The sequence below is a fragment of the Alishewanella sp. HL-SH05 genome, assembly GCF_052655985.1.
Window position 1 is genome coordinate 1,047,318 of the sequence record NZ_CP199753.1, and the last position, 15,323, is coordinate 1,062,640.

16 protein-coding genes are annotated in these 15,323 nt (G+C 46.7%); 13 read left to right on the forward strand and 3 right to left on the reverse strand.

What is annotated here, in order from left to right; genetic code table 11:
• Nucleotides 1–5 precede the first annotated feature (5 nt).
• Complete coding sequence (gene ygfZ / locus ACUJFL_RS04775) at nt 6–977, reverse strand: tRNA-modifying protein YgfZ (RefSeq protein ID WP_229585378.1); 972 nt, start codon at nt 975–977, stop codon at nt 6–8.
• Nucleotides 978–1,095: 118 nt separating this feature from the next.
• Between ygfZ and ACUJFL_RS04780 the strand changes: the two genes are divergently transcribed.
• Both ACUJFL_RS04780 and ACUJFL_RS04785 read left to right on the forward strand, forming a co-directional pair.
• A complete protein-coding gene (locus ACUJFL_RS04780) occupies nt 1,096–1,347 on the forward strand; it encodes an FAD assembly factor SdhE (protein ID WP_226749597.1) in 252 nt (83 codons plus the stop codon).
• On the forward strand, nt 1,334–1,765 hold the full coding sequence (locus ACUJFL_RS04785) for a protein YgfX (protein ID WP_306177070.1): 432 nt from the start codon (nt 1,334–1,336) through the stop codon (nt 1,763–1,765). Before ACUJFL_RS04780 ends, ACUJFL_RS04785 begins: the two co-directional genes overlap by 14 nt.
• Here the strand turns inward: ACUJFL_RS04785 and nadB are convergent.
• Nucleotides 1,762–3,366 carry an L-aspartate oxidase gene (gene nadB, locus ACUJFL_RS04790; protein ID WP_229585380.1) on the reverse strand — a complete coding sequence of 535 codons (1,605 nt, stop codon included), beginning with the start codon at nt 3,364–3,366 and terminating at the stop codon, nt 1,762–1,764. The genes ACUJFL_RS04785 and nadB overlap by 4 nt on opposite strands.
• Nucleotides 3,367–3,574: 208 nt before the next feature.
• Between nadB and rpoE the strand changes: the two genes are divergently transcribed.
• The 11 genes from rpoE to acpS all read left to right on the forward strand — a co-directional run bounded on the left by rpoE (nt 3,575) and on the right by acpS (nt 12,528).
• The gene (gene rpoE, locus ACUJFL_RS04795; RefSeq protein WP_226749600.1) at nt 3,575–4,156 is read left to right on the forward strand and encodes an RNA polymerase sigma factor RpoE; all 582 of its coding nucleotides are present in this window, start codon (nt 3,575–3,577) and stop codon (nt 4,154–4,156) included.
• Nucleotides 4,157–4,186: 30 nt separating this feature from the next.
• Complete coding sequence (locus ACUJFL_RS04800) at nt 4,187–4,795, forward strand: sigma-E factor negative regulatory protein (RefSeq protein ID WP_226749601.1); 609 nt, start codon at nt 4,187–4,189, stop codon at nt 4,793–4,795.
• A complete protein-coding gene (locus ACUJFL_RS04805) occupies nt 4,795–5,739 on the forward strand; it encodes a MucB/RseB C-terminal domain-containing protein (RefSeq protein ID WP_445428630.1) in 945 nt (314 codons plus the stop codon). The genes ACUJFL_RS04800 and ACUJFL_RS04805 overlap by 1 nt, the downstream gene beginning before the upstream one ends.
• Before the next feature lie 18 nt (nt 5,740–5,757).
• Nucleotides 5,758–6,222, forward strand: a complete 465-nt coding sequence (locus ACUJFL_RS04810) for a SoxR reducing system RseC family protein (protein ID WP_445426272.1) — start codon at nt 5,758–5,760, stop codon at nt 6,220–6,222.
• A gap of 133 nt (nt 6,223–6,355) precedes the next feature.
• Nucleotides 6,356–8,155 carry a translation elongation factor 4 gene (lepA, locus tag ACUJFL_RS04815; RefSeq protein ID WP_226749604.1) on the forward strand — a complete coding sequence of 600 codons (1,800 nt, stop codon included), beginning with the start codon at nt 6,356–6,358 and terminating at the stop codon, nt 8,153–8,155.
• A 28-nt stretch (nt 8,156–8,183) separates the two neighbouring features.
• On the forward strand, nt 8,184–9,107 hold the full coding sequence (gene lepB, locus ACUJFL_RS04820; RefSeq protein WP_226749605.1) for a signal peptidase I: 924 nt from the start codon (nt 8,184–8,186) through the stop codon (nt 9,105–9,107).
• Nucleotides 9,108–9,116: 9 nt separating this feature from the next.
• Nucleotides 9,117–9,791, forward strand: a complete 675-nt coding sequence (gene rnc / locus ACUJFL_RS04825; RefSeq protein WP_226749606.1) for a ribonuclease III — start codon at nt 9,117–9,119, stop codon at nt 9,789–9,791.
• Entirely contained in the window at nt 9,781–10,698 is a 918-nt protein-coding gene (era, locus tag ACUJFL_RS04830) for a GTPase Era (protein ID WP_445428631.1), read from the forward strand. Before rnc ends, era begins: the two co-directional genes overlap by 11 nt.
• An 8-nt stretch (nt 10,699–10,706) precedes the next feature.
• Nucleotides 10,707–11,399 carry a DNA repair protein RecO gene (recO, locus tag ACUJFL_RS04835; protein WP_445428632.1) on the forward strand — a complete coding sequence of 231 codons (693 nt, stop codon included), beginning with the start codon at nt 10,707–10,709 and terminating at the stop codon, nt 11,397–11,399.
• Between the two features lie 20 nt (nt 11,400–11,419).
• Nucleotides 11,420–12,151, forward strand: a complete 732-nt coding sequence (pdxJ, locus tag ACUJFL_RS04840) for a pyridoxine 5'-phosphate synthase (RefSeq protein WP_226749609.1) — start codon at nt 11,420–11,422, stop codon at nt 12,149–12,151.
• On the forward strand, nt 12,151–12,528 hold the full coding sequence (acpS, locus tag ACUJFL_RS04845) for a holo-ACP synthase (RefSeq protein ID WP_226749610.1): 378 nt from the start codon (nt 12,151–12,153) through the stop codon (nt 12,526–12,528). The genes pdxJ and acpS overlap by 1 nt, the downstream gene beginning before the upstream one ends.
• A 2-nt stretch (nt 12,529–12,530) precedes the next feature.
• Here acpS and ACUJFL_RS04850 read toward each other — a convergent pair whose 3' ends face one another.
• On the reverse strand, nt 12,531–15,245 hold the full coding sequence (locus tag ACUJFL_RS04850) for a response regulator (RefSeq protein WP_445428633.1): 2,715 nt from the start codon (nt 15,243–15,245) through the stop codon (nt 12,531–12,533).
• Nucleotides 15,246–15,323 lie beyond the last annotated feature (78 nt).

Below are 15,323 nucleotides of genomic sequence, written 5' to 3' on the forward strand. Positions count from 1 at the left end.
ACCTCTTAATTTAATGAATAAGGTAGCGGTAACTGTTGCAGCAAAACGGGCTGCTCAGCACTTAACCGCAAGGTGTCTGCCGGTGTTATATCATTCGGGAGCAGTGCTAACAACCAAAGTTGGTCATTGATATTCACCGCATTAATGACTTGGCCAATCCGGCGCCAGTTCTGTTCCAGTTGCAGTTCTATTGCTGTACCTGCGACCGGAAGTTCGTTGGTGTTTGCGTGTAAAATGTAACTGGCTCTTTTATTGCCACCGCGGTATTTCAAGCGGGCTACCGTTTCTTGTCCGATATAGCAGCCTTTGGTAAAGCTGATGGCATCAATCGCTTGTAAGTTAAGCATCTGTGGCACAGCTTCGCCAATTAGTGGTTGTTCTAAATAAGCTAACCCTTGCAAAATATGGGCTTTGAGCCAAACCGTTGGGGCAGCCAGTGGCCAATCTGCCGTCATAAGTTGCTGCGCCTGCGTTTGCGGTAGCACCAACATAAAATGCGCCGCAGCTAAGCGTAATAAGCTGCCGTGTTGTCCGTGGCTAACCTGACCGTCTGCCGCGGGCAGACTAAAGCCTAACTGTGTCACAAGTTGCTCTGCTTGCGAACCGCCTAAACCAAACACGGCATAAGGTTCGGTGGTTTGGTCAAAACTTACTTTGGAAAACACGCCAAATTTTTTCAGTTGGGCGGCAGAGGCTTGCAGTTCGTCACGAAAAGCGACCATCAGTAGCGCATCGTCTTTGGCAAACAACTGAAATATCGCCCACATTTTACCTTTAGCATCACAATGTGCGCCGCGTAAAAAAGTGTCCGCCGTTAAGGTTTCAATATCACAGGTCGTTTGCCCTTGTAGATATTTACGGTTATCAGGCCCACTAATAGCCAATACCTGAAAAGCAGGTAAAGGAGCAAGATAAGCATCATGAACCTGAGTAGATAATTGTGCGTATTGTTCTGCAGTTAGCCAAGATGTATGCATAGCGAGCGTTCATTTAAACGTGAATAGTAAATAGATTGGGGCAAGACACAAAAGCTCAACCCCTGATCGCAATATTTGTTAAGATACTGCCAATGTCGCAGAATAATGAGGAGTCTACATGACCGCTTTAATGAGTAAACCAAAACTGCGCTGGGCGTGTCGTCGCGGTATGTTGGAGTTAGATATTTTATTAGCCCCCTTCGTCGACGAAGGGTACGATGCATTAAACGACCAGCAAAAAGCCGATTTTGAACGGCTCTTAGCCTGTGATGATCCGGATTTATTCGCTTGGTTCATGGGGCATCAGCACTCAAAAGATGCCTCTATTCAAGCCATGGTTGAGTTAATCGTCAATCGTGTCCGGGTCTAGCTTTTATCTGAGAACCTCGCGTTACCGACGCATTGCGCTACTGGCCATCAGTTTGCTCGGTGGCGCTATCGTCCTCACTTTACCGCTGCAAGGGATCTGGTATTTACCCGCTGCCTTGCTGCTACTAGCGTTTTTTTATCTGATGTTGCAATACTGGGCTGCACCCGGTGTTAGCGGTATTTTACATATTGAGCAAGATGGCGCTTTGCATTGGCAACAAAGCGCTTTACCCGCTGGGCAATTAGCCGCAAATTGTCTGCTCAACCCTTGGTTTGTGCAATTGTTTTGGTATGACGAAATGGGCCAGCAGCAGCGCTGTTATCTGTTTGCCGACCAATTGTCTGCCAGTGATTATCGAGCACTGGCAAGACGGGTACAATTGCAACGCTGGCGCAGCGTTGCTGACGAGGCGCTTTAACGCAGCGGTTGTAAAATACTCGGTTTACTATCACTTAGCATATTTGGGTAATCCAAATTGTAATGTAAACCCCGGCTTTCTTTACGCTGCATGGCACAGCGAATAATAAGCTCGGCCACTTGCACTAAATTACGTAATTCCAATAAATTATTGCTGATACGAAAATGGCTGTAATAATCGTGGATTTCTTGTTTGAGTAACTCTACGCGATGCAGTGCTCGTTCAAGTCGCTTATCGGTGCGCACAATACCCACATAATCCCACATAAATAACCTCAACTCGTGCCAGTTATGCGTTATCACTACTTCTTCATCCGAATTACTCACTCGACTATCGTCCCAAGCAGGCAACGTTAGGGTAGCTTGAGATTGGGGCAATTGCGTTAAAATATGTCGAGCGGCGGCTTGGGCAAAAACAATACATTCTAATAACGAATTAGACGCCATTCTGTTTGCGCCGTGTAAACCGGTATAGGCCACTTCGCCAATGGCGTATAAATTTTGCAAGTCTGTTTGGCCATGCAAATTGGTCATTACGCCGCCGCAGGTATAGTGCGCAGCAGGGACGACCGGAATGGCCTCTTTGGTAATATCAATACCCACACTGAGGCATTTAGCGTAAATAGTGGGGAAGTGTTCAATAATAAAGTCTTTGTCTTGATGACTAATATCTAAAAACACGGAGTTAGCGCCAAGGCGTTTCATTTCAAAATCGATCGCACGAGCCACAATATCTCGCGGTGCTAACTCTGCACGCTCATCAAAATCAGGCATAAACCGGCTGCCATCGGGGCGCTTTAAATAGGCTCCTTCGCCGCGCATGGCCTCGGTAATTAAAAAATTCGGTGCTGCAGGGTGGTACAAACTGGTTGGGTGAAATTGATTAAATTCCATATTGGCCACCCGACAACCCGCACGCCAAGCCATCGCAATGCCATCGCCACTGGCCACATCAGGATTGCTGGTATACAGATACACTTTACTGGCGCCGCCGGTAGCTAGTGCCACCGCTTTAGCTTGAATGGTCTCAACGCGAGCCAAAAGGTTGTTCCAAACATAAGCACCATAACAACGTGCCGGATCAAGACCGAGTTTTTTGCCGGTAAGCAAATCAATGGCGTTGTAGTTTTCTAACAAACGAATATTTGGGTGGCGTTTAACTTGATCAACCAGCGTGATTTGTACGGCTTTACCGGTGGCGTCGGCTGCATGCAAGATGCGGCGATGACTGTGGCCACCTTCCCGAGTGAGATGGTATTTCATGCTGCCATCAGTATCTTGATACTGATCAAAGGGGACGCCTTGGGCGATTAACCACTCCATCGCTTGCTTAGCGTGTTCTGCGGTAAATTTTACCGCTTCTTCTTCGCACAAACCGGCACCAGCAATCAGGGTGTCATTCACATGCGACGCGATGGTGTCATTTTCGTCAAACACCGCGGCGATCCCGCCCTGCGCGTACAGTGTTGAGCCTTCGCGTAAAGCCCCTTTACTTAAAACAATAACGCTGGCGTGATCCGCCAATTGCAGCGCTAGCGACAAACCCGCCGCGCCACTACCAATAATTAATACGTCACAAAGATATTCATTGGGTTGTGTCATAGGATACACTTAACTCAGTTAGTGGCTTTGGTAAAACAGACTAAAATAACAGGCTGCGGTATAATTTGTTGCGCTATGTTCAGGTTATTCTAGCGTTTTTATAAAAATAAGCAGAACTATTTATTCAGCCTGCAGTCATAGTTAGTACGCTTGACTGGCGCCATTCGTTTACAACACCTAAATAAGTATTACAGGGGTAGGCTCAAGAATGAGCGAGCAAGAATTAGATTGGCAAATTGTCCAGCGTGTACAACAAGGCGATAAAGCCGCTTTTAATCTGCTGGTAAAAAAATATCAGCATAGGATCGCGAACTTAATCTCACGTTATGTCTCTAACCATGGTGACGTAGCTGATGTCGCTCAAGAAGCCTTTATTAAAGCTTATCGAGCTATCCCCGGTTTTCGTGGTGAGAGTGCGTTTTATACTTGGTTGTATCGAATAGCAGTGAATAGTGCCAAAAATTATCTGGTATCAAACAATCGTAAGCCACCGGCTAGCGATGTTGATGCCGAGGATGCAGAATACTACGAAGGCAGTGATGCGCTAAAAGAACAAGATTCTCCGGAACATTTATTATTGTCCGAAGAAATTCGCCAAGTGGTGTTTGGTACCATAGAAAAATTACCCGATGAGTTACGTACGGCAATTACGCTACGTGAATTAGAAGGGTTAAGTTACGAAGAGATTGCCGAAGTTATGGAGTGTCCGATAGGTACAGTACGTAGTCGTATTTTCCGGGCGCGCGAAGCCATAGACGCTCAGTTAAAACCCTTAGTGGGTAATACCTAAGCCGATATAGACTATTTGACAGGAAACTTTATGTTGTCAGAAAAGCAAGAATGGCTGTCACAAGCCGCCGATAATCACGCGTTAACTGCCGAGCAACTGTCAGAATTGTTACAGCAGCCTGATTTGCAGGAAACCGTGCAGCGCTATCAGTTGGCTGGTGCCGTGCTTCGAAACGAAGCCGAAAGTGTGTTACCACTGGATTTTGCCGATAACTTGGCCAGTATGTTGGAACAAGAGCCAACTTACCAATTGCAAAACAGCAGCAGTTTATTACAGAAAATGAAAAACGGTTTACGGCAGGCGGCGAATGCCGAATGGTTTAAACCGGCAGCACATGGTGCTATTGCCGCCAGTGTCGCTTTAGTCGCGGTATTTGGTGTGCAGCAATATCAGCAACCGCTCGAACAGCAACTGAGTGCGCCAACGCCTCTGTTACAAACTCGCCCCGTTGCCGGTTTTGCCACGCCAGTGAGTTTAAGTCAAACGTCTGTTGAAAATCGTTTTGAAGCGCAAGAGCAGCAAGCGATGTTAGAGCAACAGCAACGTCTGCAAGCGTTATTACAGGCACACCGTCAGCAAATTCGAGTTTCTGAAACGCAAACGAACAAAACTTCAACACAGGAAAAACGCGAGCAATAATGATGAAATGGCTGTTTGGCATCTGTAGTATGGTCGTGCTGTGTTGTAGTCAGCCGGCAAGTGCCGAAGAAACGGGTTGGGCTTTATTTGATAAAGTGCAGCAGAGTGTTAAACAGCACAATTTTGACGTTTCTTATGTCGTGCTGAAAGGCGGCCAAGCCGAGACCTATCGTTGGTTGCATGGCCGTTCGGGTGATAAAGAAATTGAACATCTGATCCCAATGTACGCCGATGGGGTCGATATCGTTAGACGCAGCGACAAAGTGTATTATTTACTCAGCGAGCGTCCTTCTCTCGTGACCCAAAGCAGCAGTATTAAAGAACTGCCGCCATTATTATTTCAAAGCCCCGAAAAGATTCGCAGCCTATACGATGCGGTCGCTGGCAGCAGTTCGCTGATGGACGGTCGCAGTGCCCAGCTATTAAGGCTATCTGCTATTGATGATAATCGGCATCATTATTGGCTGTGGGTAGATGTGCAAACCGGCTTTCCGCTGCGCATTGATACCTTGTCTGAACAACATCCCAATAACAAAAACCGTGCTTTAGAGATTTGGCAGGTCACGCATTTACGCATCACTCCTGAACTTCCCGATACCTTAGCGCAATTGCTGGAAATTGAGTTGCCTGCGCTGACACCGCCCGTGGTGGCCAAACCGGCTTCGCAACCGCACCAACTTAGCTGGTTACCGAAGGGTTTTAGCATTAGCGACGATCCATTGTTAGTGCCTCAGTTACAACCTGATGTTCTCAGTTACTGGTTATTGTCAGATGGCTTACATCAAGTGTCGGTTTTTGTGCAGAATAGCCACCAGTTACCCACTCAAGCTTACCGTGATGGCGCCACCACCATTTATGTACAAGCCGATGCTAAACAGGATGTGACCGTGATTGGACCAATCAGCATTGAAACGGCCAAGCGTTTAGCCGCTGCGGTGCGCTAATGATGAGCCAGCTGCCCCATGGTTGAAGAAATTGCCACCGTATTAGCCATTGAATCCGATGGGGTCTGGCTAAACACCACACCGGCTGGGACCTGTCATAGCTGTCATGTCAGTACTGATTGCGGTACTGGCATCGTAGCGCAAACCTTTACACCTCGCCAAAATCGCTTTTTTGTCAAAACTCCGTTACAGCTGTTACCCGGTGAACAAGTGACGATTGGTGTTGCCGAGCAAGGCTTAGTGTTAGCGGCCTTGGCCGTCTATTTATTACCCTTAGTGTTGATGTTAGTGGTGGTGGTGACCATGCAAAGCCTATGGCAACCGGCCGAGGGCTGGTTGATGTTGGGCGCACTGTTCGGCGGTGCCAGCGGCTTTGCTTTAGCTCGGCGTTATAATCAGTCTTTGCAAAGCCAGCAAGAGCAAGTGATCATCTTAAGCGTACTGCCCAGTATAAAGCTAAACCCTGCAGCGACTGACGCTTAACAACCATAGCAAGCTGCTGCGGGATAGAGTACAATTCGCGCTAATTTTATTAATAACCTGTATGGTTAGCCTTAAGCTATTGGTCATTTACTGACAGCGACGGCGGCCATACGCTTAGTTTCTTGCGGATACCATGCCTAAACTTGAACATATCAGAAATTTCTCAGTTATTGCCCACATTGACCACGGAAAATCTACCTTATCCGATCGCCTGATCCAATATTGTGGCGGTTTAAGTGATCGTGAAATGCAGCAACAAGTGCTGGATTCCATGGATCTGGAGCGTGAACGTGGTATCACCATCAAAGCACAGAGTGTGACGCTGTATTATCCTGCAGATGATGGCAATACATACCAGCTAAACTTTATCGATACGCCAGGCCACGTAGACTTTACTTATGAAGTGAGCCGTTCGTTAGCTGCCTGTGAAGGCGCCTTATTGGTAGTGGATGCCGGACAAGGGGTAGAGGCACAAACCGTTGCCAACTGCTATACCGCCTTGGACATGAATTTAGAAGTTATCCCGGTACTAAATAAAATCGACTTACCACAGGCAGAGCCGGAGCGGGTAGCTGAAGAAATTGAAGATATTATTGGTATTGAAGCCCTCGGTGCGGTGCAGTGTTCGGCCAAAACCGGTTTGGGTATCAAGGATGTGTTAGAAACCATCGTTAAAAAAATTCCTTGCCCAGAAGGTGAGCCGGATGCCCCGACGCAAGCATTAATTATCGATTCTTGGTTTGACGCCTACCAAGGTGTTGTCTCCTTAGTTCGGGTAAAACACGGCAGTATCAAAACCAAAGACAAAATCAAAGTGATGTCGAGTGGTCAAATCTTTGAAGTAGACAAAGTCGGGGTGTTCAGCCCGAAAGCCACCAATACCGGCGAATTGAAAACCGGTGAAGTAGGCTTTGTGATTGCCGGTATTAAAGAAATTAAGGGCGCCCCAGTGGGTGATACCTTAACCTTGGCAAAAAACAGCGCTGAAAAAGCCTTACCGGGTTTTAAACGGATTAAACCGCAGGTGTATGCGGGTGTTTTCCCGGTGTCCAGCGATGATTATGAAGACTTCCGTGATGCGCTGGCTAAGTTAAGCTTAAATGACTCGTCATTATTTTATGAACCAGAAAACTCAGGCGCTCTAGGCTTTGGCTTTCGGATCGGTTTCCTGGGTATGTTGCACATGGAAATCATTCAAGAGCGGTTGGAGCGGGAATACGATCTGGATCTGATTACAACAGCACCAACGGTAGTGTATGAAGTGGTAACCAAAAATGGCGAGACCATTTTAGTGGATAACCCCAGCGATTTACCTGCGGTAAATGATATTGATGAGATCCGTGAGCCTATCGTTGAAGCGCATATCTTGGTGCCGCAAGAGTATTTAGGTAACGTTATTACCCTTTGTATCGAAAAGCGCGGTACGCAAATTAATATGAGCTACCATGGTCGACAAGTCGCCGTGGTTTACGAACTGCCGATGGCCGAAGTGGTGATGGATTTCTTCGACCGCTTAAAATCGACCAGTCGCGGTTATGCGTCATTGGATTACAGTTTCAAACGTTTCCAAACCTCGAATATGCAGCGGGTTGATATCCTGATTAACGGCGAGCGGGTAGATGCGCTGGCCATCATCAGTCATATCGATTTTGCACAAGGCCGAGGCCGGCAGTTAGCGGAAAAGCTAAAAGAGCTGATCCCACGGCAGATGTTCGATATTGCCATTCAAGCAGCTATTGGTAACCATGTTATTGCTCGTACTACGGTAAAACAATTACGCAAAAACGTATTAGCGAAATGTTATGGTGGCGATATTAGCCGGAAGAAAAAGCTGTTACAAAAGCAAAAAGACGGTAAAAAACGGATGAAACAAGTGGGTAATGTGGAAGTGCCACAAGAAGCCTTCTTGGCCATTTTAAAAGTGGGTAAATAAACCCCGATCGCATGATTAAGGAAGCTTAATGGCTGGTTATTTTGCAATATTTTTGGTGTTATTGACGTTAGCATGTACCGTTACTTGGTTATTAGAGCGGTTTTTACTCGCGCCGAAGCGGCAGCAAAAATTAGCTTTTGCCAATGCCCAATCGAAGTCGGTATTGCCAGAACAGGTTCAGCAAGACTTTTTAAAACAACCGGCCATTGTTGAAACCGCTATTTCAATTTTACCGGTGGTTGCGGGCATCACCTTGTTACGCTCGTTTTTATACGAGCCGTTTCAAATTCCGTCAGGATCGATGATGCCGACCTTATTGGTCGGTGATTTTATTTTGGTAGAAAAGTTTTCTTATGATGTGAAAGATCCGGTTTGGCGCAAAACCTTATGGTCAAACAATCAGCCTGAACGTGGAGATGTTGCGGTATTTAAATATCCGCCTAATCCACGTTTAGACTATATCAAGCGGGTTGTGGGTTTGCCTGGCGATCGCATTGTGTATAAGCAAAAGCAATTGTATATCCAACGCGCTTGTAGCGAAGGTCAAACCAGCGGCTGCGGCAATTTAGAAATGATCCCTTTAACCTTTCAAGCCGAAGCCGAGTTCTTTATGGGGCCGTTACCACAACGCCGATATGAAGAAACGCTGGGGCAGGTAACGCACAATATTTTGCAAACCCCGATGCTGCCAGACAATCTACAAGATTTCTATCGTCAGCCAGGTACGGGTATTGATGAGTTTGTTGTACCTGCAGGCCACTATTTTGTACTAGGTGATAATCGCGACAACAGTGTTGATAGTCGGTTTTGGGGCTTTGTGCCTGCCGATAACATGGTTGGTAAAGCGGTATTTGTCTGGATGAGTTTTGAATTTAGCGAAGACCCGAATAGCTGGTTACCGCGTTGGGTTCCGGTTGGTGTACGTTTTGCACGACTAGGACCGATCCATTAAGAGTGTTTTATGCATAAACCGTTAGCACCGCTGATGCGCAAATTAAGTTATGAGTTTCAGCAACCCGCCTTATTGGAGCAGGCGCTGACCCACCGCAGTTGTAAAGGACAACATAACGAGCGGTTAGAATTTCTAGGTGATGCCTTACTGGGTCTGGTCATTGCGGAAGCGTTATTTGAGCGTTTTCCAGAGACCCGCGAAGGCGATTTAACACGCATGCGCTCGGCGCTGGTAAAAGGGGTCACCTTAGCCTCTATTGCCCAAGAATTAGGCTTATCTGAGTTTTTACGTTTAGGGCCAGGTGAGTTAAAAAGTGGTGGTTTTCGTCGAGAATCGATTTTAGCGGATGCGCTAGAAGCGATTATTGGGGCAATTTATTTAGATAGCGGTATGGCAGCGTGTAAAGCGCAAATCATGTTGTGGTTTGCACAGCGTTTACAAGAGATTACCCCAGGCCAGCAAAAAGACTCGAAAACCCTGCTGCAAGAATATTTACAAGGGTTACGTAAACCCTTGCCTACCTACGATGTGATTGCCACCGTGGGTGAGGCTCATCAGCAAACTTTCACTGTGCGTTGCACCGTGCCAGGCATGCCCCCGATTAATGCGACCGGTTCATCTCGGCGCAAAGCTGAGCAGGATGCGGCTCAGTTGGCTTTGGAACAAATTAAACATGACAGATAAGCAACAGCCCGACGCAGCAACGACTTTTGCCGGTTTGGTGGCCATAGTTGGGCGGCCGAATGTCGGTAAATCGACCCTGTTAAATAAATTAGTGGGTCAGAAAGTCAGTATTACCTCAAAAAAGCCACAAACAACACGTCATCGTATTGTCGGTATTGATACTCAAGAGCAGTATCAAACCGTCTATGTCGATACCCCAGGCCTGCATATTGAAGAAAAACGCGCGATTAACCGCCTGATGAACAAAGCGGCTTCGTCATCAATTCAAGACGTAGAGTGTGTGATTTTTGTGGTTGAAGGCACGCGTTGGCACGATGACGATCAAATGGTGCTGAACAAACTGATCGCGGCCAATAAACCGGTAGTGTTAGTAGTGAATAAAGTCGATTTGTATAAAGACAAATCAGATTTATTACCGCATCTACAGTGGTTGGGTAGCCAGTTATCGTTTTTAGACGTGGTACCGTTATCTGCTGAAACCGGCGATAATGTTGAAGCTCTTCGTAAAGTGATACAACGCCAGTTGCCGCCTTGCGAATTCTTTTTCCCAGAAGATTATATTACCGATCGCTCGCAGCGTTTTATGGCAGCAGAAATCGTCCGTGAAAAACTGATGCGCTTTCTCGGTGATGAATTACCTTATGCCGTTACGGTGGAGATCGAGCGCTTTAAATGGGAAGAAAAACACTTTCATATTGCAGCGTTAGTACTGGTTGAGCGCGAAAGTCAGAAGCGAATGGTCATTGGTAACAAAGGCGAGCGGATCAAGCAAATTGCCACCGAAGCCCGGCTAGATATGGCGGACATGTTGGATGCGCCGGTGTTTTTGCAAGTCTGGGTTAAAGTGAAATCGGGTTGGGCAGATGATGAGCGAGCGCTGCGCAGCTTAGGTTACGGCGAAGATTAAGCTCGCCAATGGACGCTAAGCTCTGGCCTGCCTATATTTTGCATAGCCGTCCCTTTCAGGAAGATAAACTTTTATTGTCACTGTTGTTACCTGAGCAAGGGCGCATTAGCGCTGTTGCGCGGCGACGCAGTGGCAAACAGCATCGCGCACTCCAACCTTTTCAGTTGTTCTCGGTCAGTTTAACCGGTCGCAGTGACTTAAAAACGGTAAAACAGCTCGAAGAGAGCAGTGCCGCCAGCCAATTAAGCGGTAAGGTGCTGTTCAGTGGTCTGTATCTCAATGAATTGATATGTCGTATATGGCCTGCTGATCAGCCATCAGATAACTTATTTGCTTTATATCAACAGGCATTAGCCGCGCTAGTGCAGGTACAACAACAAGCAACGGGTTTAGAAAGTGCGTTGCGCCAATTTGAATTGGCCTTATTAGACGAATTAGGCGTATTACCTGACTGGTCATCTGACTGCTATGATCGACCTTTGCAAGCCGATCATCATTATAGTTACGTGCCAGAGCAAGGCTTGGTGCCCGTGCAGCAAGGCTGGCCTGGTGCTATGTTGCTAGCGCTGGCCGCAGAGCAATGGCATGTTGTTGGGCTATTACCTGTGGCTAAGCAACTGACTCGACAATTACTGGCCCCGTTACTGGGCAATAAACCTTTAGCCAGCAGGGCATTATTTACTTCGTCCGATAAGGCGTAACCCAAAGAGTGGAGAGAAAAATGACGGCAATTTATTTGGGTGTCAATATTGATCACGTGGCAACAGTGCGTAATGCACGTGGCACTTATTATCCCGAGCCAGTGCACGCGGCAATGATGGCTGAGCAAGCCGGTGCGGATGGCATTACCGTGCATTTGCGCGAAGACCGCCGCCATATTATTGATCGCGATGTGTTTATTTTACGCGAGACCATCGCAACACGGCTCAATTTTGAAATGGCACTGACCGATGAAATGCTGGGCATTGCGGCTAAACTGAAACCGCATTTTTGCTGTTTAGTCCCAGAAAAGCGTGAAGAATTGACCACCGAAGGCGGTTTAGAAGTTGCCGGTAAATTAAGCCAAATGCGTGATGCTGTGGCGCAACTTGCCGCAGATAATATTTTGGTGTCACTGTTTATTGATGCCGATAAGAAACAAATTGCTGCCGCAGCCGAAGTCGGCGCACCCTTTATCGAGATCCACACGGGTAAGTATGCCGAAGCCAAGCATCCCGCGGAGCAGTTAGCCGAACTAAAGCGTATTCAAGAGGCTGCAACCTATGCGGCTTCATTGGGGTTAACGGTCAATGCGGGCCATGGTTTGCATTATCATAACGTACAGCCTATTGCGGCTATCCCTGAAATGTACGAGCTTAATATTGGTCATGCCATTATTGCCCGCGCCATTTTTAGCGGTTTAGGCCCAGCAGTAAGCGAAATGAAACGGCTGATGGTGGAGGCACGTCGTTAATGGCGATCCGCGGCCTAGGTACTGATATTGTGGCGATAGAACGCATTGCCCGAAGTTTGCAGCAGACCCCTCGATTAGTGCTGCGGGTGTTAACCCCGTTTGAGCAAGAGCAATATCAAAATCATCGGCAACCCGAGCGTTACTTTGCAAAACGTTTTGCCGCGAAAGAAGCCGCGGCAAAAGCCTTGGGTACCGGTATTGGTCGTGGCATTTCATTTCAACATTTTGAGATCCGTAATGATGTCTGGGGCAAGCCTGAGTTAACCTTAACCGAGCAAGCCGCTGTGTTAGCTGCCGAGAAGGGCGTTACCGCAGTTTGGCTCAGTATTAGTGATGAGCAGGCTTATGCTTGTGCCACGGTCATTTTAGAATCTTAAGCTCAGGGCTCTGGCATCGACGGATCGATGCCATAGAGCAGTTGGATAACATCGTCTAACTCAGATAATTCCGGCTCTAATAGCTTGATATTGGCGCCGCGTTTTAATTGTGTTTCAAGCGCTTCCAGTAGATTTTTTAACCTGGGTACACCGGTATAACAACATCCACCATGCAGTTTGTGTAAGGCATGCAGCAGCATTTGTTGGTCATTGTCTCTAATCGCTTGGTTAATTTGTTTTTCAGACTGCGGTAAGCTTTTTAACAACATCAGCAGCATCTCTTGCGCTAATTCCGGTTTACCTGCCGCCCGTTGTAACGCCATGGGCCAATCGATTAAAGGCACCACTTGTAAGGCTTGTTGCTGGGTATCATGATGTTTTTGCAGCTGACAATACTCTTGCAAGGTAAACAACAGCATTTTGTCATCTAACGGTTTGGTTAAAAATTCATTAAAGCCGGCATTGATTAAGCGTGTACGCTCGCCATCCATCGCATGTGCGGTCACAGCAATAATCGGTGTACGCTCATTTAACGAGCTTTGTCGAATGCGTTGACACGCCGTGATGCCATCCATCACCGGCATATTAATGTCCATAAAGATAATATCGTAGGCATGCTGCGTCGATTTCTGCCACGCGGCGGCACCATCACGAGCCGAATCCAGAACATGCACATGCTCACGTAAAAGCGTATTAATCAGTTTTAGGTTGGCTTCGTTATCGTCGACCGTTAACACTTTTAAGCCTGGCGATAGCATCTCTTCACTTTGGCCATTGGCTTGAGCAATGTCGGTATAGGGCTGAGCTAAGGTTAAAGCTAATTTGCGCATATGAGCCGGCTTGGGTAAACAAGCGCTGGCGCCTGAGCTGAGCAATACCTCACGCAAGTTGGGTGATAAGGTATTCACCAACAAATAGACATGCTGACAGTGTGCTTTAATGCGCTGCACCAGCGTAATAATTTCATTAACTTGATTAATCGCAACGGCACGGCCTAATAAACCGATATCATAAGCCTTAGTCTTACTGAGCGCTTGTTGCAGTTGCGCTTTGGTGGCGCAGGCCGTAACCACCATTCCCCAGCTGCTCAACAGTTGTAAGGTGGCCTCGCGTGAATATTGCTGTGGTTCAAAATACAAAACGGTTTTTTCAGCCAGCAACTCTAGTGGTAACGCTTCGGCAACCGACAATTGATGGCGTTGGCACTTAATGGTAAACCAAAAAGTTGACCCCTCGGCTAACTTGCTTTCAAAGCCAATAGTACCTTGCATGGCTAGCACTAACCGTTTCGAGATAAGCAAGCCTAAGCCAGAGCCGGTTTGTTGGTCGCTTTGCTCAAGGGGTGTGACGCCATCAAATAAATGACGTTTTTTATCTTCACTGATGCCACGACCGGTATCTTTAACCGAAATTTGTAGCTGAATTTGTTCATCATTCAAACTGGTGGCTTTAACTCGAATGATGATACTGCCATGCTCAGTAAATTTAATGGCATTACCGGCAATATTCATCAATACCTGAGTTAATCGGGCCGGATCGGCTACCACGGCATCAGGGCAATCTGGCTCGACCAATAACACCAACTCTAATTGCTTATCAAAGGCGTTGCTGACTAATAATTCGATGGTATCGTTTAGCACGTCGCGCAGTGAAAACGGTTCAGGATTAATCGACATTCGGCCTTCTTCTAACCGCGAAAAATCCAAAACATCATTGACCAAATTCAATAAGCTATTCGCTGACTTCTGGATAGTTTGTAGATAGTCACTTTGATGGTGAGTAAGCGGAGTTTTTAATAATTGCCGGGTAAAGCCAATGACGGCGTTTAACGGGGTGCGTAATTCATGGCTCATTTTGGCTAAAAAATCAGACTTTTGTCGGTTGTCTTCTAGCGCTTTGCGTTTCGCAAAATCCAACTGGATGTTTTGGATCTCCAGTTGCTCCATGCTCAGTCGTAAATCGCTAGTTACTTGTTCGATATTTTGCTGCATTTCTTGCTCTAGCCGAGACAGGTGTTCGGCTAATTTCAATAAGCCTTGTTGAAAATTATCAAACTCTCTAACACCTAACAAATAAGGCCGCAGTCGATATTGTCCATCCATCAATTGCTGCATTTGCCGTTTCAGGCGTTGCAGTTCAGGTTGCAGTTTTTGAATTAAAAATAGGGTTAAACCCAGTGCGAGCAGCAAGACTAAAGCAATTAAAGCGCCGCTTTGCAGCACCCCTAATTGTTGCTGTAATAAAATATGTTGTTGGTCAAACTGTAATAGCAAATAGCCAGGGTCTTCTGCCAGTAAATTGTTATCGCGCAATAATGGCTGATAGACAATTAATTGTGGTTGGGACGAATAAAAGCGGATTTGCGAAGGCTTAGTGGCTTGTTGATGCACCGCATGAGTAGATAAATCTTGTTGGCTATTGCTGGTGAGTAATAAACGGCCCTCAGCATCAAATAACGAAATACTGGTAATCAAGGGGGCATTTAAACGATGAGCATGTTCCAGCAAAGGCAGAACGGTTTTTAGTGGCTGTTGTTGTAACAGGGGTTGGCTGCTAATTGCCAACATCAGGGCGACATTGGCAGCACGCTCATGCAAGTGTAATTCACTGGCCTGTTGTTGCCGGTGGTTAAAATAGCTAGCCAGCAGTATACCCACCAGCAAGCTGGGTAGCACACTACAAAGAATTAACCAAAAACGTAGACCAATTTTTTTCATCAGGGCACGGCACTTGTTACAATTAAGCTCAGCCATGTCATAATGACACATGATCCTTTAAATGCCTATAAGACCTGC